The sequence below is a fragment of the Nesterenkonia marinintestina genome, assembly GCF_025420485.1.
In the GTDB taxonomy this organism is placed as follows: Bacteria; Actinomycetota; Actinomycetes; order Actinomycetales; family Micrococcaceae; genus Nesterenkonia; species Nesterenkonia marinintestina.
This window is the reverse complement of record NZ_JAOEFD010000008.1, coordinates 88,814-106,620: the sequence shown is the minus strand read 5'-3', so window position 1 is coordinate 106,620 and position 17,807 is coordinate 88,814. Positions and strand designations below refer to the sequence as shown.

At 70.2% G+C, this 17,807-nt stretch carries 18 protein-coding genes and 1 tRNA gene; 3 read left to right on the top strand and 16 right to left on the bottom strand.

The window, feature by feature from the left end:
- The first annotated feature begins 93 nt into the window (after positions 1-93).
- A complete protein-coding gene (gene trhA / locus N7E59_RS08145) occupies positions 94-825 on the top strand; it encodes a PAQR family membrane homeostasis protein TrhA (RefSeq protein WP_390905028.1) in 732 nt (243 codons plus the stop codon).
- 21 nt (positions 826-846) lie between these two features.
- Here the strand turns inward: trhA and N7E59_RS08140 are convergent, their stop codons facing one another.
- The 3 genes from N7E59_RS08140 to mca all read right to left on the bottom strand — a co-directional run bounded on the left by N7E59_RS08140 (position 847) and on the right by mca (position 3,228).
- Entirely contained in the window at positions 847-1,833 is a 987-nt protein-coding gene (locus N7E59_RS08140; RefSeq protein ID WP_261624426.1) for an arsenic resistance protein, read from the bottom strand.
- On the bottom strand, positions 1,830-2,252 hold the full coding sequence (locus N7E59_RS08135; protein ID WP_261624425.1) for a hypothetical protein: 423 nt from the start codon (positions 2,250-2,252) through the stop codon (positions 1,830-1,832). The genes N7E59_RS08140 and N7E59_RS08135 overlap by 4 nt, the downstream gene beginning before the upstream one ends.
- Before the next feature lie 64 nt (positions 2,253-2,316).
- A complete protein-coding gene (gene mca, locus N7E59_RS08130; protein ID WP_261624424.1) occupies positions 2,317-3,228 on the bottom strand; it encodes a mycothiol conjugate amidase Mca in 912 nt (303 codons plus the stop codon).
- Between the two features lie 92 nt (positions 3,229-3,320).
- Here mca and N7E59_RS08125 point away from each other — a divergent pair, with 92 nt between their 5' ends.
- Positions 3,321-3,749, top strand: a complete 429-nt coding sequence (locus N7E59_RS08125; protein ID WP_261624423.1) for a DUF4307 domain-containing protein — start codon at positions 3,321-3,323, stop codon at positions 3,747-3,749.
- A gap of 262 nt (positions 3,750-4,011) precedes the next feature.
- Complete coding sequence (gene greA / locus N7E59_RS08120; RefSeq protein ID WP_261624422.1) at positions 4,012-4,515, top strand: transcription elongation factor GreA; 504 nt, start codon at positions 4,012-4,014, stop codon at positions 4,513-4,515.
- Positions 4,516-4,537: 22 nt separating this feature from the next.
- Here greA and ilvA read toward each other — a convergent pair whose 3' ends face one another.
- From ilvA to N7E59_RS08055, 13 genes are all read right to left on the bottom strand, one after another.
- Positions 4,538-5,830, bottom strand: coding sequence for a threonine ammonia-lyase (ilvA, locus tag N7E59_RS08115; RefSeq protein WP_390905027.1), 1,293 nt, complete (start codon positions 5,828-5,830; stop codon positions 4,538-4,540).
- Position 5,831: 1 nt separating this feature from the next.
- The gene (locus N7E59_RS08110; RefSeq protein ID WP_261624421.1) at positions 5,832-7,370 is read right to left on the bottom strand and encodes an AI-2E family transporter; all 1,539 of its coding nucleotides are present in this window, start codon (positions 7,368-7,370) and stop codon (positions 5,832-5,834) included.
- Positions 7,371-7,512: 142 nt separating this feature from the next.
- On the bottom strand, positions 7,513-8,424 hold the full coding sequence (locus tag N7E59_RS08105) for a Bax inhibitor-1/YccA family protein (protein ID WP_261624420.1): 912 nt from the start codon (positions 8,422-8,424) through the stop codon (positions 7,513-7,515).
- 197 nt (positions 8,425-8,621) lie between these two features.
- Positions 8,622-8,695: transfer RNA gene (locus tag N7E59_RS08100), tRNA-Leu, on the bottom strand.
- A 109-nt stretch (positions 8,696-8,804) separates the two neighbouring features.
- On the bottom strand, positions 8,805-10,187 hold the full coding sequence (locus tag N7E59_RS08095) for an NAD(P)/FAD-dependent oxidoreductase (protein ID WP_261624419.1): 1,383 nt from the start codon (positions 10,185-10,187) through the stop codon (positions 8,805-8,807).
- A gap of 27 nt (positions 10,188-10,214) precedes the next feature.
- On the bottom strand, positions 10,215-11,627 hold the full coding sequence (locus N7E59_RS08090) for a S8 family peptidase (protein ID WP_261624418.1): 1,413 nt from the start codon (positions 11,625-11,627) through the stop codon (positions 10,215-10,217).
- A gap of 60 nt (positions 11,628-11,687) precedes the next feature.
- Positions 11,688-12,635 (bottom strand): Ppx/GppA phosphatase family protein, encoded by a 948-nt coding sequence (locus tag N7E59_RS08085; RefSeq protein WP_261624417.1) that lies wholly within the window; start codon positions 12,633-12,635, stop codon positions 11,688-11,690.
- Positions 12,632-13,288 carry a DUF501 domain-containing protein gene (locus N7E59_RS08080; protein WP_261624416.1) on the bottom strand — a complete coding sequence of 219 codons (657 nt, stop codon included), beginning with the start codon at positions 13,286-13,288 and terminating at the stop codon, positions 12,632-12,634. Before N7E59_RS08080 ends, N7E59_RS08085 begins: the two co-directional genes overlap by 4 nt.
- A 35-nt stretch (positions 13,289-13,323) precedes the next feature.
- Positions 13,324-13,914, bottom strand: coding sequence for an FtsB family cell division protein (locus N7E59_RS08075; RefSeq protein ID WP_261624415.1), 591 nt, complete (start codon positions 13,912-13,914; stop codon positions 13,324-13,326).
- 159 nt (positions 13,915-14,073) lie between these two features.
- Positions 14,074-15,354 (bottom strand): phosphopyruvate hydratase, encoded by a 1,281-nt coding sequence (gene eno / locus N7E59_RS08070; protein ID WP_261624414.1) that lies wholly within the window; start codon positions 15,352-15,354, stop codon positions 14,074-14,076.
- 80 nt (positions 15,355-15,434) lie between these two features.
- The gene (locus N7E59_RS08065; RefSeq protein WP_261624413.1) at positions 15,435-15,881 is read right to left on the bottom strand and encodes a MazG nucleotide pyrophosphohydrolase domain-containing protein; all 447 of its coding nucleotides are present in this window, start codon (positions 15,879-15,881) and stop codon (positions 15,435-15,437) included.
- 7 nt (positions 15,882-15,888) lie between these two features.
- A complete protein-coding gene (locus tag N7E59_RS08060) occupies positions 15,889-17,052 on the bottom strand; it encodes an adenosine deaminase (RefSeq protein ID WP_261624412.1) in 1,164 nt (387 codons plus the stop codon).
- A 10-nt stretch (positions 17,053-17,062) separates the two neighbouring features.
- A complete protein-coding gene (locus N7E59_RS08055; protein WP_261624411.1) occupies positions 17,063-17,797 on the bottom strand; it encodes a DedA family protein in 735 nt (244 codons plus the stop codon).
- Between the last annotated feature and the right edge of the window lie 10 nt (positions 17,798-17,807).

Genomic DNA, 17,807 nt, shown 5'->3' with positions numbered 1-17,807 from the left:
GAGGAACCGTTCCACGGTACACATGCCCGACCGATCCCGGTGGGACGCCGGCTTGTTACTCAGCGGTCATATAGGGCGAGTACACTGCATCCCATGACGATGACCGACGCTCGCGCCCGGCACGACGCCGGAGCCCAGGATCATCCTCGCGGCGACGGCGTCGCACCGGCGGACCGACTCTTCGACTCCCACATCCCTCTGAAGCCGAAGATGCGGGGCTGGCTGCACGCCGGGATGGTGCCTCTGGCCCTGGCCGCCGGCATCGTGCTGATCGCCCTCTCGCCCAGCGGGATCCTCACCGTCGCCTCGGTGGTGTATGCGATCACCGGGCTGCTGCTGTTCGCCGTCTCGGCCACCTACCACCTGGGGCGGTGGTCCGCCCGCACCGCCCTGGTGCTCAAACGGCTGGATCATACGAACATCATGCTGATCATCGCCGGGACCTACACCCCGCTGACCCTGGCCCTGCTGCCGGAGCCCAGGGACGCGATCCTGCTGGCCGGCGTCTGGGCGGGCGCTCTGGGAGGAGTGGCCTTCCGGCTGTTCTGGACCTCCGCACCGCGGGCCCTCTACGTCCCGGTCTATGTGCTGCTCGGGCTCGCCGCGGTGATCTTCATCGGTGACTTCTTCGCGGCGAACACGGTCTCGGCGATCCTGATCTGCGCCGGCGGCGCGGCCTACATCACCGGAGCCTTCTTCTACGGGCTCAAGAGGCCGAACATCTCACTGACGTGGTTCGGATTCCACGAGCTGTTCCACGCCTGCACGCTGGTCGGATTCGTGTGCCACTACATCGCGATCATGTTCGCGCTGCTGGGTGGCTGACCGGGCGACCGGGTCACCGGGTCACCGGGATTCGCCGGCACGCTCCCTGAAGAGCGCCTCGGGCACCAGGCGCACGAGGACGATCATCGCCAGCAGCTCCAGCAGGGACTGCAGCACCACGACCACCGGGGCGATCTCCCACCCCACGGGCAGCGCCAGGGCCACCGGCAGCACCAGGAACGAGTTGCGCGTGGAGAACGAGAACGCGAGCGTCCTTCGTGATCGCATCGGGAGCCGACCAGCCGCTCCGAGCAGCGCTGCGGCGACCAGTGCGGCCCCGAGGAACAGGACCACCACGACGGCGACGGCCGGCAGCAGGTCCGCAGCGCCTATCACCTGCGGTGCGTGGACGGCGGTGACCATCAGCACCACCACGGCCAGCAGCGGCACCGGCAGCAGCCCGAGCCGCTCTCGGACCGCCCGACCGCGGTCCGATCGGCCCAGCGGCCGTTCCAGCGCGAACGCCGCTGCGAGCGGCACCAGCACCACGGCGACCGCGGCGACCAGCGACCCGGAGTCGACGGTGAGCACCTGCACATCGGTCATCAGCCACAGATAGACCGGCAGCAGGCCGAGCTGGAGCAGCAGGTTCAGCGGGGTCAGGGCCGCCGCACGGGCGCCGTCGCCCCGGCCGAGGTGGGCGAAGGTGATGAACCAGTCGGTGCAGGGCACCAGCAGGACCAGCAGCAGCCCGATCTGCACCGGGTCCCCGTCCTCGAAGAACCGGGTCAGTCCGAAGGCGACCCCCGGCATGACCACGAAGTTCCCGACCACGGCGACGACGAGGAAGCGCCGGTCGGCGAACGCCCGCGGGATGTCGGCCGACGGGGTCTGGGTGAAGGTGGCGAAGAGCAGGGCGGCCAGCAGCGGCCACACCAGGACCTCGGCCGAGGCCCAGGCGCCGGGGGCGAGGGATCCGGCCAGGAGTCCCGCCGCCGCGGCCACCAGATAGGCCCAGACCTGCAGACGGTCGAGCCGCTCCCGTGCCGTCGGTGCGCCCGCGGTCATCGCTCCCGAGGTCGTCCGCCCTCGAGGTCCTCGGGTGCGGACGACTCCGCAGCCTCGGCGGCAGGGTCCCGCCTCGTCGCCTCTTCCGCGACGGGGGCTGCCCCGAAGCGCTGGGCGGCGGCGGCCTCGCGGGCCCGCAGCTGCGACTCGCTGATCTGCGCGGCGGTCACCTCACCGGGGAACTCCGGCTCGTCCCCGTCGGCCTCCGCTTCGATCTGCGCCCGGTACTTCATCCGACGCATGCGCCGGATCATGTCACGCACGATGAAGATCAGCAGCACCACGATCAGTGCCGTGAAGAGGAACCCCTCGATGCCGGGGGTGATGTCGGACTCCTCGAGCCCCTCGCGCAGGGCAGGACCTTCGTCCTGGCCGCCGCCTCCGGGCCACCAGTCGGTCAGTACGGGAAGAAGATGCACAGGGAGTCTCTCGCCTCAGGGATTCTCGTCGCCGGACCAGTCTACGCGGGTCGGGGGCGGCTCATCAGCGCAGTCCGGCGAACAGGTCGTCCTCCGGAGTGCGGGTCTCCACCCTGGAGTCGATGAGCACGTAGTCGTCGTAGGGCCAGACTCGGCGGACGAAGTCGTTGGGCGTGGCGAAGAAGAAGCCGTCCGGGTCGACCTGGGTGCGGTGCGCCCGCAGCGCACGGTCCCGGTGCTCGAGGAACCGGCCGATCGGCACCTGGGTCGTCGTCTCGTGGGAGGCCCGCCACGGCATGTCTCCGTCCTCGAAGCGCCTCAGCCGATCGCCGAACGGCGAGTCCAGCCCCGCCTCGAGCAGCGCCTCATGGATCGCGCGGAACCGGGCAGGGTTGAACGCGCGGTCGTAGTAGAGCTTCAGCGGGGTCCACGGCTCACCGGCGCCCGGGTAGAACGTGTCGTCGCCGGAGCGCTCCCAGGCCTCGACGGCGATCCGGTGACTCATGATGTGGTCCGGGTGCGGGTATCCGCCGTTCTCGTCGTAGGAGATGACCACGTGCGGGCGGAAGCGCCGGATCAGCCGCACCAGCGGTGCGGCGGCCTGCTCCACGGGCAGGGTGGCGAAGCTGCCGAAGGGCAGCGGCGGCATGGGGTCGCCGTCGGGGAGCCCCGAGTCGACGAATCCCAGCCACACGTGTTCGACGCCGAGGGCCTCGGCGGCCTCGGCCATCTCCAGCCTCCTCAGCCCGGTCAGGTCGCGGTCGCTGTGCGCGGACTCGGCCGCGGGGTTCAGCAGGTCGCCGGCCTCGCCGCCGGTCGCGGTGGCCACCATCACCTGCGCGCCGGCCGCCGCGTAGGCGGCCATCATCGCCGCGCCCTTGGACGCCTCGTCGTCGGGATGTGCGTGGACGGCGAGCAGACGCAGCCCCTGCGAGGGCGGCACGTCGAGGACGTCGGCGTCCGACGTCGCGGTCATCTGAGGACTCGAGGTCACTGGGCTCTCTCCGATCAGGTCATCGGCGGACGGGTATGTCCGGACGGCAGGTCTGAGGACCTAGAATAGTCGCGATGACCGATTCGCCCTCCCAGGACACCCTCGCCGGGCGCTACGGCTCGGCCCGTTCGGGGCTGAGCCCGCGGACGCGCCGCTGGCTGATCATCGGTGCCCTGGCGGCGGCGGTCGCCGCGGCCGTGTACTTCGCGATCGGCAACGCCGTCGGACAGCTCACCTACAAGGATGTCGGATACACCATCCATTCCGACACCCAGATGACGGTGGACTACGAAGTCAGCAAGGACTTCGACGTCACCGCACAGTGCATGCTGCATGCCCTGGACTCCTCCTACGCGGTGGTGGGCGCCACCATCGTCACCATCGGCCCGGACGAGGAGGGCAGCTCCGCGGAGGACCGCAGCCGGTACTTCGAGACCGACCTGCGCACCGAGTACCGGGCCGTGACCGGAATCGTCGACCGCTGCTGGGAGGTCGACGCATGAGGCGGGACTCGCTGCTGTACCGGATGCGCGCCCCGATCGCGCTGGCCATGCTGGCCATGTTCGTGATCGCGTTCGTCATGACGCTCTGACGAGCACCGACGCCGCCGCGCCCTCCTCGGCGGGCGCGTTGAGGTGAGTCGCTGGAGCAACTATGCTGGGGACGCATCACCACCCCGCCCTGGGACGGCTCGGGCGTGACCCGGCAGTCGACCCGCTCGTGAGGCGGGGTCTTTTTGCATGTACCGGACGAGGAGAGACGACAGTGGCGACCAACGCTCACGAGACCGACGAGAACGCACAGTGGCTGACCCAGGAGGCCTATGACCGGCTCAAGGCCGAGCTGGACCACCTCAGCGGCCCGGGTCGCCAGGAGATCGTCGATCGCATCGAGGCGGCCCGCGAGGAGGGCGACCTCAAGGAGAACGGCGGCTACCACGCGGCCAAGGAGGAGCAGGGCAAGGCGGAGGCCCGCATCCGCTACCTCTCCGACCTGCTCGAGCACGCCTACGTGGGCGACGCCCCGGCCGACGACGGCATCGTCGAGCCCGGCATGATGGTCACCGCGAAGATCGCGGGGCAGAAGATGACGTTCCTCTTCGGCAACCGCGAGATCGCCGGGGACTCGGACCTCGACGTCTACTCGCTGCGCTCCCCCATCGGTGAGGCGATCAACGGCCACAAGGTCGGCGACGAGATCTCCTACGCCGCACCCAACGGCAAGGACATCCCGGTGGAGATCGTCGCCGCGGAGCCGTTCTCCGGCTGACCCGCGCGAGCTGAGCGGGCCCTCAGTTCATGACGATGGGCTCGTAGCCCTGGTGGCGCAGGTCGTCGAGCACCTGGTGGGAGTGCTCGGTGCCCTTGGTCTCCATGTTGATGGTGATCGACACATCGCCCATCGACAGCGCGCCGCCGATCCGCGAGTGGTCCACCCCGGTGACGTTGGCGTCGGCGTCGGAGATGATCTTCGAGATCGTCGCCAGCTCACCGGCACGGTCCTTGAGCATGAGCTTCACGGTCAGGAAGCGGTCCGCCGCGGAGAGTCCGCGCTGGATGACCTTGAGCATGAGCATCGGGTCGATGTTCCCGCCGGAGAGCACCGCGACCACCGAGCGGGCGTCGATGCCCAGCTCCTTCAGCTTGCCCTCCAGGAGCGCGGCCACCGAGACCGCGCCGGCCGGCTCGACCACCATCTTCGAGCGCTCCATCAGGAAGATCAGCGCCTGGGCGATGGAGTCCTCACTGACGGTGACGACGTCGTCGACCAGCTCACGGATGATGTCGAAGGGGATCTGTCCCGGGCGGCCCACGGCGATACCGTCGGCGATGGTGCGCACCCCCTTGAGCGGCACCACGGCGTCGGCGGCCAGCGACGGCGGGTAGGCAGCGGCGTTGGCCGCCTGCACGCCGATGACTCGGACCTTCTGACCCCGCCGGGCGGCCTCCTGCTTGATGGCCACCGCAGTCCCCGCCAGCAGGCCGCCTCCGCCGATGCTGGTGATCACGGTGTCCACGTCGGGCTGCTGGTCCAGGATCTCCAGTCCGATGGTTCCCTGGCCGGCGACGACGTCCTCATTGTTGAACGGGTGGATGAACACGGCACCGGTCTCGGCGGCGAAGCGCTCGGCCTCGGCCAGCGCCTCATCGACGTTGGACCCGTGGAGGACGACTTCGGCACCGTGGTCCCGGGTGGCCGCGAGCTTGGGCAGAGCCACTCCGCGGGGCATGTAGATGGTCGCCCCGATCCCCAGCTTCTTCGCGGCCAGCGCCACTCCCTGAGCATGGTTGCCCGCCGAGGCCGCGACCACGCCTCGGTCCTTCTGCGCCTGCGTCAGACGCGCCATCCGCACGTATGCGCCGCGGACCTTGAAGGAGCCGGCACGCTGCAGGTTCTCGCACTTGAGGTGGACCGTGGCACCGGTCATCCGCCCCAGCGCCCGGGAGTGCTCCAGGGGCGTGCGCACGATGACCCCGTCGAGCATGCGGGCGGCGACCTCGACGTCCTGCAGTCGGACGGTGAGCTCCTCCCCCGGTCGCTCCTGGGTCGTCAGTGGGGTCGCGGCGGCAGGCTGCTGGGTCATGTCATCGTCCTTCGTGGTCGCCTCGCTCCGACTCGGGGCCGGAGTCGGCGGCGTGGCCGCCGCTCCGGTCGTCGTCCCGACGGTGCTCCTCGTCGACGGCTGAGCCCCTCTTCCCCCGATGGTGTCCGGTGAGCTCCTGGCCGCCGTGGTGGTCGTGGTGGCCGCGGTGGGGGTTGAACCCCGCCGTCAGGCTGGGCACCGAGGCCTTGATGCGGCTCTTCAGTCCGGCGAGCTTCTCGAGCTCCTCGGCCTCCAGCTCGGCCTGTTCGACCTCCTGGATGGCGCCCTCCTCCTGGAGCCGTCTGTCCATCTCGACGGCTTCGTCGTCCCGGCGCCACTCCTCGTTGGCCACATAGCGCACCGCCCGATTCAGGAAGGCCAGCACCGGCACGGCGAACAGTGCGCCGACGATGCCCAGCAGCAGGGTGCCGCCGGTCACCGCGAGCACCACGGCCAACGGGTGGATGTTGACGGCCTTCCCCATCACGATGGGCTGCAGGACGTTGGACTCCAACTGCTGGACCAGCAGCACCACGCCGAGCATCAGCAGCGCGTTGACCAGTCCGTTGGCCACCAGCGCCAGCAGCACGGCGATGGCTCCGGTCAGCACGGCACCGATGATCGGGATGAAGGCGCCCAGGAAGACCAGCACGGCCACCGGCAGGGCGAGCGGCACGCCCAGGATCGCCGCCCCGATGCCGATGCCGACGGCGTCGACGGCGGCCACGAAGACCTGGACGCGGACGTAGGTGCTGAGTGCCGCCCACCCGCGGCGACCGGCTCCGTGGACGGCGGGGCGGTGCTTGCGCGGCACGAAGTTCACGGAGAAGTCCCACATCCGACGACCGTCGGAGAGGAAGAAGATCAGGGTGAACAGCGCCAGGATCAGACCGGTGATGATGTTTCCGGCGGTGGTGCCGATCGTCATCGCCCCGCCGAGGATGGTGTCCGAGTGATCCTGGATGGTCGACTGCAGGTCGCTCAGCCACGAGGTGACCTGGTCCTGCGAGAGGTCGACGCCGAATCCGGCCGCGACGTCCTCGGCCTGTCCGAGCAGGTCCAGCAGCCCTCGGGTCACCTGGTCGGCCATCTCGGCGAAGCCCTGGATGATCTCCTGTCCCACCAGGTAGAGCAGCCCGACGACGAAGCCGACGAGCACGACGATTGAGCTCAACGACGCGAGGATCGCAGGGAACTTCAGCTTCCGGAAGAAGTTGTGGACCGGACGCATGAGCGTGGCCAGCAGGGCTGCAATGAGCAGGGAGATGATGACCAGGGAGACGTAGGAGAGCAGCCAGATCATCACACCGGTGAAGGCGAGGATGATCAGCACCCGCCAGGACCACGAGGCGGCGATGCGCACACCCCAGGGGATGTCCTCCTGGATGCGCTGCTCCTCAGACATCCGCTCCCGGCGGGGGACGGCGTGGTCCCGCTCGTCGCGCACCGCATGGGCCCAGCCGGAGCCCGTCTCGGGCTCCTTCGTCGCCGTCGCACCGAGGGTGTTCGATGCGCCGGGCTGCTCGTGCTCAGCTGTCATGCGGTCCATCCTGACACAGTGTGTGAGTCGCGGTCTGTGACTCGTCCGTCGGGGTCCGTTCCGACTGAAACGGGCCCGCGACGAACCCCGTTCGGTTCGTGCGGACCCGCTGCAGCGATCGGTGGTGTGGGCTCGGCCTCCGTCAGTCCGCCATGGATCGGACGATGGCGATGATGCGCAGGATCTCGATGTAGAGCCAGACGATGGAGACCGTCAGACCGAAGGCGGCCGACCAGCCGTAGCGCTGGGCGACGCCGGCCTTCACACCCTCGTCGATGTTGGTGAAGTCCATGATCAGCGAGTAGGTGGCCAGCAGGACGGCCAGGGCACCGATGGCCAGGCCGATCCACGGGCTGAACTCGGTGCGCAGGCCGAACATGGAGCTGGTGCCGCCGAGCAGCATGAAACCGAGGTTCACCAAGCAGAAGATCAGGTAGGCGGTCGCGGCCACCATGAACATCTTGGTCAGCTTCGGGCTGGCCCGGACCTTGCCGGACTTGAACAGCGCCAGGATGGTGCCGAAGACGATCAGCGTGGCGACCACGGCCTGTACCACGATCCCGGGGAACCGCATCTCCAGGATGAACGAGAAGGCGCCGATGAACAGCCCCTGGGTCAGGCTGTAGGCCAGGATCAGGGCCACGTTCGGCTCGCGCTTGAAGGCGTTGACCAGTCCGAGGATCAGACCGCCGAAGATGCCGACCAGCATCAGCGGGAACAGCAGGCCGGACGCGGCCACGCCGGCGGTGACTGAGACGCCGGCACCGAGCATGACCACCACGAAGCTGATGAGGGTCTTGCGGATGACGTCGTCGAAGGTCATCCGACCCATGTCCTCGCCGGAGGGCGAGGCCTGGCCGTACATCTGGTTCAGCTCGTCCTGCCCGGACTGTCGGCCGGGCATACCGTGCTGCTGGGCGTAGGTCTGCCCCTGCGAGGGGTACTGGGTGTTCTCGGTGACCTGTCCCTGACCGTTCAGCGTGAAGCTGCGCTGCCGCTTCTTCTCGTCGAACTGGTCCGGGAAGGCCTGCGTGTTGAAGATCGGGTTGGACATGTCTCGGGCCGTTCTCCTCAGTTGCCGGTTGCGGTCTCAGACCTGCACAGCAGTTCCGACCCGGGAGGCCTCCGCGCGGGGGCGGCGGCTCCGGAAGAGACTCTGCGCCTTGCTCCAGTGTACCCACCGGTCAGGTCAGGGCCGAACACGACGGCGGGGTTTCGCCCCCGAGCGAACGTCGGGTCGTGTCGGAGGGGTGCCCCCACTGGGATTCGAACCCAGACTGGACCGATTTTAAGTCGGCTGCCTCTGCCGGTTGGGCTATGGGGGCCGGTGCGACGATCCGGAGGACGACCTCGGCCCGCACCCGTTGCCAGGTGCGGGCCGACCAGGTCATCGGCGGGTCATCGATGACGGGTCATCGGCGAATCATCGACGGGTCAGGCCTTGACCTCGTCCTTCTTCTTCCCCGCGGCCCGCTCGAAGGCCTCGCGCGGGTTCTCCAGGTCACGCAGCGGGGTGAAGTCGCGGCCGAAGATCAGCTCATTGACCCACCCGGTCGCGATGCGGACGGAGCGCTCAACGCTCGGGATCGCCATGCCGTGGTACCCGCGGTGGGCCAGCCATGCCGGCAGGCCTGCCAGCTTGACCCCCTTGGGGTTGCCGACGCCCTGGAACATGCCCAGGCCGGCCACGGCGCCGAGGGACTCGTGGCGGTACTCGTCCACCTGACCCTGGCCGAAGCGCACGGCCGTGAGGTTCTGTGCCAGCTGCTTGGCCTGACGCAGCGCGTGCTGAGCGTTCGGCACGCAGAAGCCGCCCGGACCGGCACCGGTGAGGTCCGGCACCGCGGCCACGTCTCCGGCGGCCCAGGCACCCTCGATCACGTCGCCGTCCTCGCCCACGATCTGCAGGGTGGCGGCGACCTTGATGCGGCCGCGATCGTCGATCGGGAAGCCGGTCGACTTCGCCACGGAGTTCGCGGCCACTCCGGCGGTCCACACCAGGGTGTCGCAGCCGAAGCGGTCGGCCTCGGACTTGTCGGCCATGCTGATGAGCTGGAGGTCTCCTCCCACCGCGGATCCGAGGGAGGTGTTGAGCAGCACCTCGATCCCGCGGCCGCGCAGGTGCTCGACGACGCCCTCGGCCTGATCCTCGGTGACCTCGGGCATGACCCGCCCCATGGCCTCGACCATCACGATGCGCACGTCGGACTGGCTCAGGCGCGGGTTGGCGTCCACCGCGCCGCGGATGATGTCCTCCATCTCGGCGATGCACTCGATGCCGGCGAACCCTCCGCCGACCACGGTGAAGGTCAGGGCCCGGGCCTTGGCGGTCTCGTCGGTCATCATCGAGGCCGCTTCGATCCGCTCCAGGATGCGGTTGCGCACGTACACGGCCTCTTCGATGGTCTTCAGGCCGATGCCCTGATCGCCGAGTCCCTCGATGGGGAAGGTGCGGGTCGTCGCCCCGGCGCCCATGACGATCTCCTTGTACGGCACCTCCGCGGTGCCTCCGCCTTCGAGCTCGACCGTGGCGGTCCGCGCCTCGTGGTCGACCGAGACGAGCGACCCGTTGAGCAGCTCGGTGTCCCTCAGGTGCTCGCGGTGGTTGACCACCGCGTGGCGGGCCTCGATGTGGCCGCCGACGACCTCAGGCAGGAACGGCTGGTAGGTCATGTACGGAAGCGGGTCCACCACGGTGACCACTCCGCCGGCCGCCTTGACCTTCTTCTGGAGCTGTCGGGCGACGGTGAGGCCGACGTAGCCGCCTCCGACGACGAGGATGCGAGGCTTCTGGGAGAGCTTCTGAGAGAGTGCCATGGGTCTCATCCTAGCCAGATCGCGGGGTCAGGGAGAATCGCTCCGGCGGCGGCGCGAGACCAGGTGCGCCGCACCTGCGAACACCACGCCGAGGATGACGACGCCGGCGCCGATCACCACCGCCGGACCCGCCCAGGACTGCACCTCGTCGGTCGCCCTGGCCTCCGGCATCTCACGCGGAGCGCCCTCGGAGCCTCCGCCCTCGGAGTCCGCGCCGTCGTCGCCGTCAGCCTCACCGTCGGCGGCGGCCTCGGTCTCCTCCGCGTCGGACTCGCCGTCCTCGCCGTCGTCGCCGTCGCCCTCGTCGCGGCGATGGATGCGGATCCATTCCTCCAGGGTCTGGTCCGACTCGTCGAGGTCGGGCACCTCGGAGGCCGTCACCGCTTCCCCGACGTCGAGGATCCCGCTGCCGTAGACCGGGTCCGAGGAGCCCTCCTCCGCACCGTCGGCGGCGGAGGAGGCCGTCGCCTTCAGGCGTTCGCGGACCTCGGCCGCGGACAGGTCCGGGTGGGCGGCCATGACCAGCGCGGCCGCACCGGAGACGATGGGCGCCGCCCCGGAGGTGCCGGTCCACTCGGCGTAGTCGCCGTCGGGGATCGCTCCGACCAGAGGCTCCGCGGCGGCCGAGATGTCGATGGAGATGCCCTGGGAGGAGGCGTCCTCGCTCACCCGGCCCTCCTCGTCCACGCCGGCCACGGTGAGGACACCGGGCACGGTGGCCGGTGCGCCGACGCTCCAGTGCCCGCTCATCCGGTTGCCCGCCGCCGCGACGACGAGCACATCTTCCTGCTCGGCACGCAGGAACGCCTCGTCCCAGGACTCGGGCCACTGCTGGGCGTCCGGCATGGAGAAGGACATGTTGATGATGTCGGCGTCGTTCTCGACCGCCCAGTCCACGGCCTCGACCACCTGGTCCTCCAGGGTGGTGCCGCCGTCGTCGTCGATGGCCAGGTCCATCGACACGCTGAGGATCTCCGCCTCCGGGGCGACCCCGACGACGCCGGACTCGTCGCGCTGGGCGGTCTCCACCCCGCGTCCCGCCGCCAGTGAGGCGACCAGGGTCCCGTGCTCCTGGGCGACCTGCTCCACCGGACCGCCGTCCCCGCCGGAGCCGGAGACGTCGGTGCCGCCGGTGACCGCACCCTCGAGGACGGGGTGGTCGCCGTCGACGCCGGTGTCCAGCACGGCGATCCTCACCCCCTCCCCGCGGGTGGTCTCCCACGCCTGGTCGACGCCGTAGTCCTCTAGCCAGTATGCGGAGTCGCGCAGCTCGTCGAGCAGCGCATCGGGCAGCTGGTCGGGGAGCTCGTCGGGCTGCTCCTCGGGCGAGGAGTGCGCCGGGGGCGCGACGACCAGCGGAGCGGCCACCAGTGCGGCGGCCCAGGCCGCCGCGAGCGATCGGGGCCGGCGGGATCGGGTCGGATGCGGATCAGCGGTCATGGCGTCTCTGTCGTCGGTCGTGTGCGGCGACGGTGCTGCTTCTCACCGTCGCGCCGCCCGTCAGTCCTGCTGGGCCGCAGACAGGGCGATTCCGTCGAGGATGTCATGCTCCGAGGCGATCGCGGAATCCGTCCGCCCGTCGGTGAGCTCCTCCAGCCGGTCCAGGATCGTGCGCCAGATGAGCGCCCCGGCCCCGATGACGTCCACACGGCCGGGGTGCATGAATCCCTTGGCCGCCCGCTGCTCTGCGGTGGCGGACAGCAGACGGTCGGCGGCCTCACGGACCTCGGCGATCGCCGATTCGGCCCCGTGGATGGCCGTACGGTCGTAGCTGGTCAGGTGGAGCGCCTCGGCGGCGACGGTGGTGATGGTCCCGGCCACACCGACCACGGTCTCCACCGATGCCAGGTCCACCGCCGCGGCGACGTCGTCGAGGTGCTCCCGGACCTCGGCGACCGCTGCGGCGATCTCCCGGTCGGTGGGCGGGTCGGAGCTCAGGTGGCGCTCGGTGAAGCGCACGCATCCCATGTCGGTGGAGATCGAGCTCTCCACCCCGGCGGCCGTGCCGAGCACGAATTCGGTGGATCCGCCCCCGAGGTCGACGACGAGGACCTTCCGGTCGGTCTCCCAGTCCAGGACCGAGGCCGCTCCCGCGAAGGACAGCGCGGCCTCCTCCTCGCCCGAGATGACCTCCGGGTCGACGCCGAGGCGCTTCCGCACACCCTCGACGAAGACGTCGCGGTTGCCGGCGTCACGGGTGGCCGAGGTGGCGACGAAGCGGACCGACTCGGCACCGTGGGCGGCGATCCGGTCCGCATAGTCGTCGACGGCGGCGAAGGTGCGGTCCAGGGCGGCCTCCGAGAGCTCGCCTGCGGCGTCGACGCCCTCGCCCAGACGGACGACGGTCATGGCTCGTTCCACGTCGGTCAGCGAGGCGCCGTCGTCGGCCACGTCGGCGATCAGCAGTCGGATGGAGTTGGTCCCGCAGTCGACGGCGGCGGTCCTCATCGGCGCTCCTCCTCGTCAGTCTGAGCTCGGGTCTGGGCTTGGGTCTGAGGTTCGTTCTGCTCCTGCTCACGGCGACGCAGCAGCCGCACATGGCGGCTCAGGTCCTCGGCGGGGACCTCCGCCCCGGAGTCCCAGGACTCGGCGCAGACGCAGCGCTGCGGGCTGAAGTCGGCGGCGATGCGCTCCAGGGTCTCGTCCCCCAGCGGGGTGATCCCGGGACCGACGGCGAGCGCGTGGCCGACGAGCACGTGCAGGCACTTGACCCGCTCCGGGTAGCCTCCCGCGCTGACGCCCTCGATCTCCCACACCGGCTCAATGCCCGCGGCGATGCGGATGCGCTCCCGCTCGGAGAGGTAGTTCCGGTGGGCCTCACGGTGCGCGGCGGCCAGGTCGGGGTCGTCGACCAGCCGCTGACTCATCTCCGCCATGACCCCGTCGGCCTCCAGCCGGGAGGCCGCCTGCGTCGCGGCCGGGTGGGTCAGGTAGAAGGTGGTCGGGAAGGGGATCCCGCTGCTCAGTCGCGGCGCGGTGGCCGCGACGAGCGGCGAGCCGCACACGCAGCGGGCCGGGATCTCCACCACGTCGCGCACGGGGCGTCCCAGCTGGAGGCTGAGGGTGTCGAGGTCCTCCGGTGTGGGGACGGCGTCAGTCATCGGGCGGTTCCTCATCGATGGTGGGCGGAGCCCGGTCACTCGGCGGCGGAGCGCATGACCGAGTCCCACAGGGCGTCGGCCCAGGGCAGATCGGTGCGCACCTCGCCGGACTCCTGGTTCTCGGGCACGTCGGTGCCGGCCTCGTCGAGCTCTCCGACGATCTGATAGCGGCGCTCCCCCGGCATCACCAGGTTGATCCGCTCACGGGCCTGCTGGCGCACGTACTCCGGGTCGTCCCAGCGGGCGATGTCGGCCTCCAGATCCCCCTGACGCTCCTGCTCCTGAGCGATCTCGGCCTCGAGCTGGGAGACCTCGGCCCGCTGCTGGAAGTAGGTCCGGGCGGTGGGCACCATGAACGACAGCACGACCAGGGCGACCAGCGTGAGCACGATCATCCGTCCGGAGACGGTGCGCTCGGGCACCGAGGTCCGAGCGCTGACGGGTCGGGCGGACCGGTGGTCCCGGCCTCCGCGCTCCTCGGCGCGACGCGCACGGGCCGCGGTGATGCGTGCGGGCACGCGGATCTCTCCGGAGACCCGGTCACGCTCGGCGAGCCGCCGCTGCGGAGCCGAGCGCGCCCGATCGGCGCGACGTCGATCACGGTGCTGCTCGTCGTCCTCGGCCACGGTCTCGCTCTCCTCGCAACATCACTGTCACCGTCACTATCGCTGTCACTATCGCTGTCACGGTCACTGGGACCAGGATAGGGCGTCGCAGACGGCCCCGGCCCGTGCGACACCGGACCGGGACCGAGGCTCGACGCTCAGGCGACGATCCGGCGACGCTCAGGCGGAGAACCGGGGGAATGCGGAGGCCCCGGCGTACGCGGCGGCGTCGCCGAGCTCCTCCTCGATGCGCAGCAGCCGGTTGTACTTGGCCACGCGCTCGGAGCGGGCCGGCGCGCCGGTCTTGATCTGACCGGCGTTGGCGGCCACCGAGATGTCCGCGATCGTGGTGTCCTCGGTCTCGCCGGACCGGTGGGAGATCATCGTGGTGTAGCGGTTGCGCTGGGCCAGGGAGACGGCCTCGAAGGTCTCGGTGAGCGAGCCGATCTGATTGACCTTCACCAGCAGCGAGTTCGCCGTCTCCGACTCCACCCCGCGGCGCAGACGGTCGGGGTTGGTGACGAAGAGGTCGTCGCCGACCAGCTGCACCTTCTCCCCGATCTGCTCGGTGAGGGTGCGCCAGCCGTCCCAGTCGTCCTCGTCGAGCGGATCTTCGATGGAGACCAGCGGGTAGGCCTCGACCAGCTCCGCGTAGTAGGCGCTCATCTGCTCCGCCGACCTCTGCTGACCCTCGAAGGTGTAGACGCCGTCGGAGAAGAACTCGCTGGCGGCCACGTCCAGGGCCAGGGCGATGTCGGTGCCGGGGGTGTAGCCGGCACGGGTGATCGCCTCGGAGATCAGGTCCAGGGCCTCACGGTTGGAGTCCAGGTTCGGCGCGAATCCGCCCTCGTCGCCGAGCCCTGTGGAGAGTCCGCGCTCCTTCAGCAGGGCCTTCAGCGCGTGGTAGACCTCGACGCCGGCGCGCAGGGCCTCGGAGAAGGTGGCCTGACCGACGGGGGCGATCATGAACTCCTGGATGTCCACGTTGGAGTCCGCGTGGGACCCGCCGTTGAGGATGTTCATCATCGGCACCGGAAGCACATGGGCGTTCGGGCCCCCCAGGTACTTGTACAGCGGCAGGTCGGAGGCGTCGGCGGCGGCCTCGGCCACGGCCAGCGAGACGCCGAGGATCGCGTTGGCGCCGAGGCTCGCCTTGTTCTCGGTGCCGTCGAGGTCCAGGAGGATCTGGTCGATGACTCGCTGCTCGGTCGCGTCCTGCCCCTCGAGCGCGGGGGCGATGACGTCGTTGACGGCGCCGACCGCACCGGTCACACCCTTGCCGAGGTAGCGTCCGGAGTCGTCGTCACGACGCTCCACGGCCTCGAACGCTCCGGTGGAGGCGCCGGACGGCACAGCGGCCCGGCCGAAGCTGCCGTCGTCGAGCAGGACGTCGACCTCCACGGTCGGGTTGCCGCGGGAGTCGAGGACCTCGCGGCCGAACACGCTGGCGATCAGAGACATGGATGCTCCTTCTCGGATGGGGGATTCAGGCGTCGACGCTGACGTCCCCACTCTATAGCCCGGTCCCCCACCGCGGCGGCTCAGAGCTGACCCTTCTCCTGCCGTTTGACCCGTGCCCAGTTGGCCTCGATCTCCGCGTCGCTCGCGGGTCGCGGAGCCAGCCTCCCGTCCGGGCCATAGACGTGGGGGTTGCGGCGGATCAGCTTGGCGGTGATGGCCTCCGCGACGCCGTCCAGGTCGAAGGCTCCCCGCTCCGCCCCGAGCTGGGCGTGGAGCACCACCTGGAGCAGGACGTCGCCGAGCTCGACGCGCAGCCTGTCATCGGCCGCCGGGTCCCCCACGGCGCCGGACTCGATCTCATCGACGGCCTCTCGGGCCTCCTCGAGCATGTAGCGGGTCAGCGCCTCGTGGGTGAGCCCGGCGGTCCAGGAGCAGTGCTCGCGCAGCTCGGCGATGACCTGCTCCAGCCGCACCATATGGGGCAACGGGTGCGGCCTCCGGTCCGGCAGGTCCTCCCGGTCGCTCACCGCTCGCTCACTGCCAGGCTTCGCGGATCAGGGCGGAGAGCGCCTCGCGCTCCTCATAGCCCAGGAACGCCGCTCCGATCGCATTGATCTGGAAGTCGGCCAGCTCCGCGGTCTCGTAGTCGAAGGCCACGGCCAACCGCGCCAGCTCGCCGGAGAGCGTGACCCCGGAGACCAGCCGATTGTCGGTGTTGACCCCGACGCTGAAGCCCAGCTGGTGGAGCATGTCGAAGGGGTGGTCCTCCAGCACCGCCTCCTCGCCGTCGGGGGCGAACCCGGCGACGGCCCCGGTCTGCAGGTTCGACGTCGGACACATCTCCAGGTGGATGCGACGGTCCCGCACCCAGCGGGCGACCTCTCCCAGGCTGACCTCGAGCGCCTCCTCTCCGTCCTCGGTCTCCTCGGAGACCTCGGAGACGGAGATGTCCTCCGCGATCCGGACCCCGTGGCCCAGCCGCTGGGCCCGGCCGGAGACCAGGGCGTCGCGCACTGAGGCGACGCCGTCGCCCTCACCGGCGTGCACGGTGGCCGGGAGCATCCCCTCGGCGAGTCGGGTGAACGCCGCGGCGAAGCGCGACGGCGGGAAGCCGTCCTCGGGCCCGGCGATGTCGAACCCGACCACCCCGGCACCGCGGCGCTGCAGGGCGAGGTCGACGATCTCCTCGGCGCGGTCCGACTGGCGCATCGCCGAGAGGAGCTGTCCGACGACGATGAGCCCGTCCTTCTCGGCCACCGTCCGCATCCCGTCCTCGAGCCCGTTCTGCACGGCGTCGACCGCCTCGGCGAGGCTGAGCCCCTCCTGCTGGTGCTGCTCCGGGGCCCAGCGGACCTCGGCGTAGACCACGCCGTCGGCGGCGAGGTCCTCGACGTACTCGGCGGCGATGCGGCGCAGGGAGGCGGCGGACTGCATCACCGCGGTGGTGTGGGCGAAGCCCTCCAGGTACTGCTCCAGGGAGCCTGAGGTCGAGGACTGCACGAACCATGCGGCGAGTCCGTCGGCGTCGTCGGCGGGCAGGGTGTGTCCGATCTCGGCGGCCAGGGCGATCATCGTCGCCGGACGCAGCGAGCCGTCCAGGTGGTCGTGGAGCGAGACCTTCGGCAGCTGGCGGACCTTCTCCTCCAGCCGGGCGATGCGGTCGAGTGCGGCGGGCTCAGCGGCGGGGCTCTCAGTCATACCGGCGAGTCTATCGGCCGGCGCCGCCGTCGTCCTGACCGTCCGACCGGTCCCGACGGCGCAGGCGGATCGGGCGCTCCACCTCGATGGCCGAGGTGTCGAGGTAGCCCTCCGGGTCGATGGCCACGCCGCGGCGGTCCAGCCAGACGGTGACCGCGCGGAAGATCAGGTCGAACACCCAGCCGACGACGACGGCGAAGGTCACCGCGACGACCACCGCCACCACCAGCGAGTCGAAGAGCGTCGACCCGATGTGTCCCACCGCCAGGCTGTAGCCGGCCCAGACGTGGGAGGCGACTCCGTCGATCACCAGGAATCGGCGCTGGGAGTACCGCGTCGCACCGGCCACATAGTTGATCGAGACCCGGGCCCCGGGGATGAATCGTCCGACGAAGATGACAAGCGCGCCGCGCTTGTCCAGCTCGTGCCGGGCCCAGGCCAGCGCGCGCTGCGGCGCGGGTCGGCGCATCCATCGGAAGCGTTCGGTCCCGATGGAGCGTCCGATCCGGTAGGCCGTGAAGTCTCCCAGCAGGGCTCCCAGCCCGGCGGTGGGCACCACCCAGTACCAGGCGGGGACGCCGGCCTCCCCGAGCATCGTGCCGAGGCCGACCACCACGGTGTCCGACGGGAAGATGGGCACGACCCCGTCGAAGCAGGTGACGGCGAAGACGGCCAGCAGGGTCCACCACCCGCTGGCCGCGTCCAGGAGGGTGTCCTGGAACAGGTCCAGCCATTCGCCGAGCACTGCGGGGCCG

Bases quoted from the DNA above. Each gene is read 5' to 3' on its own strand.
- trhA (WP_390905028.1), top strand. From the start codon at position 94: ATGACGATGACCGACGCTCGCGCCCGGCACGACGCCGGAGCCCAGGAT.
- N7E59_RS08140 (WP_261624426.1), bottom strand. From the start codon at position 1,833: ATGACCGCGGGCGCACCGACGGCACGGGAGCGGCTCGACCGTCTGCAG.
- mca (WP_261624424.1), bottom strand. From the start codon at position 3,228: ATGACCGCGACGTCGGACGCCGACGTCCTCGACGTGCCGCCCTCGCAG.
- N7E59_RS08125 (WP_261624423.1), top strand. From the start codon at position 3,321: ATGACCGATTCGCCCTCCCAGGACACCCTCGCCGGGCGCTACGGCTCG.
- ilvA (WP_390905027.1), bottom strand. From the start codon at position 5,830: ATGACCCAGCAGCCTGCCGCCGCGACCCCACTGACGACCCAGGAGCGA.
- N7E59_RS08110 (WP_261624421.1), bottom strand. From the start codon at position 7,370: ATGACAGCTGAGCACGAGCAGCCCGGCGCATCGAACACCCTCGGTGCG.
- N7E59_RS08105 (WP_261624420.1), bottom strand. From the start codon at position 8,424: ATGTCCAACCCGATCTTCAACACGCAGGCCTTCCCGGACCAGTTCGAC.
- N7E59_RS08095 (WP_261624419.1), bottom strand. From the start codon at position 10,187: ATGGCACTCTCTCAGAAGCTCTCCCAGAAGCCTCGCATCCTCGTCGTC.
- N7E59_RS08090 (WP_261624418.1), bottom strand. From the start codon at position 11,627: ATGACCGCTGATCCGCATCCGACCCGATCCCGCCGGCCCCGATCGCTC.
- N7E59_RS08085 (WP_261624417.1), bottom strand. From the start codon at position 12,635: ATGAGGACCGCCGCCGTCGACTGCGGGACCAACTCCATCCGACTGCTG.
- N7E59_RS08080 (WP_261624416.1), bottom strand. From the start codon at position 13,288: ATGACTGACGCCGTCCCCACACCGGAGGACCTCGACACCCTCAGCCTC.
- eno (WP_261624414.1), bottom strand. From the start codon at position 15,354: ATGTCTCTGATCGCCAGCGTGTTCGGCCGCGAGGTCCTCGACTCCCGC.
- N7E59_RS08060 (WP_261624412.1), bottom strand. From the start codon at position 17,052: ATGACTGAGAGCCCCGCCGCTGAGCCCGCCGCACTCGACCGCATCGCC.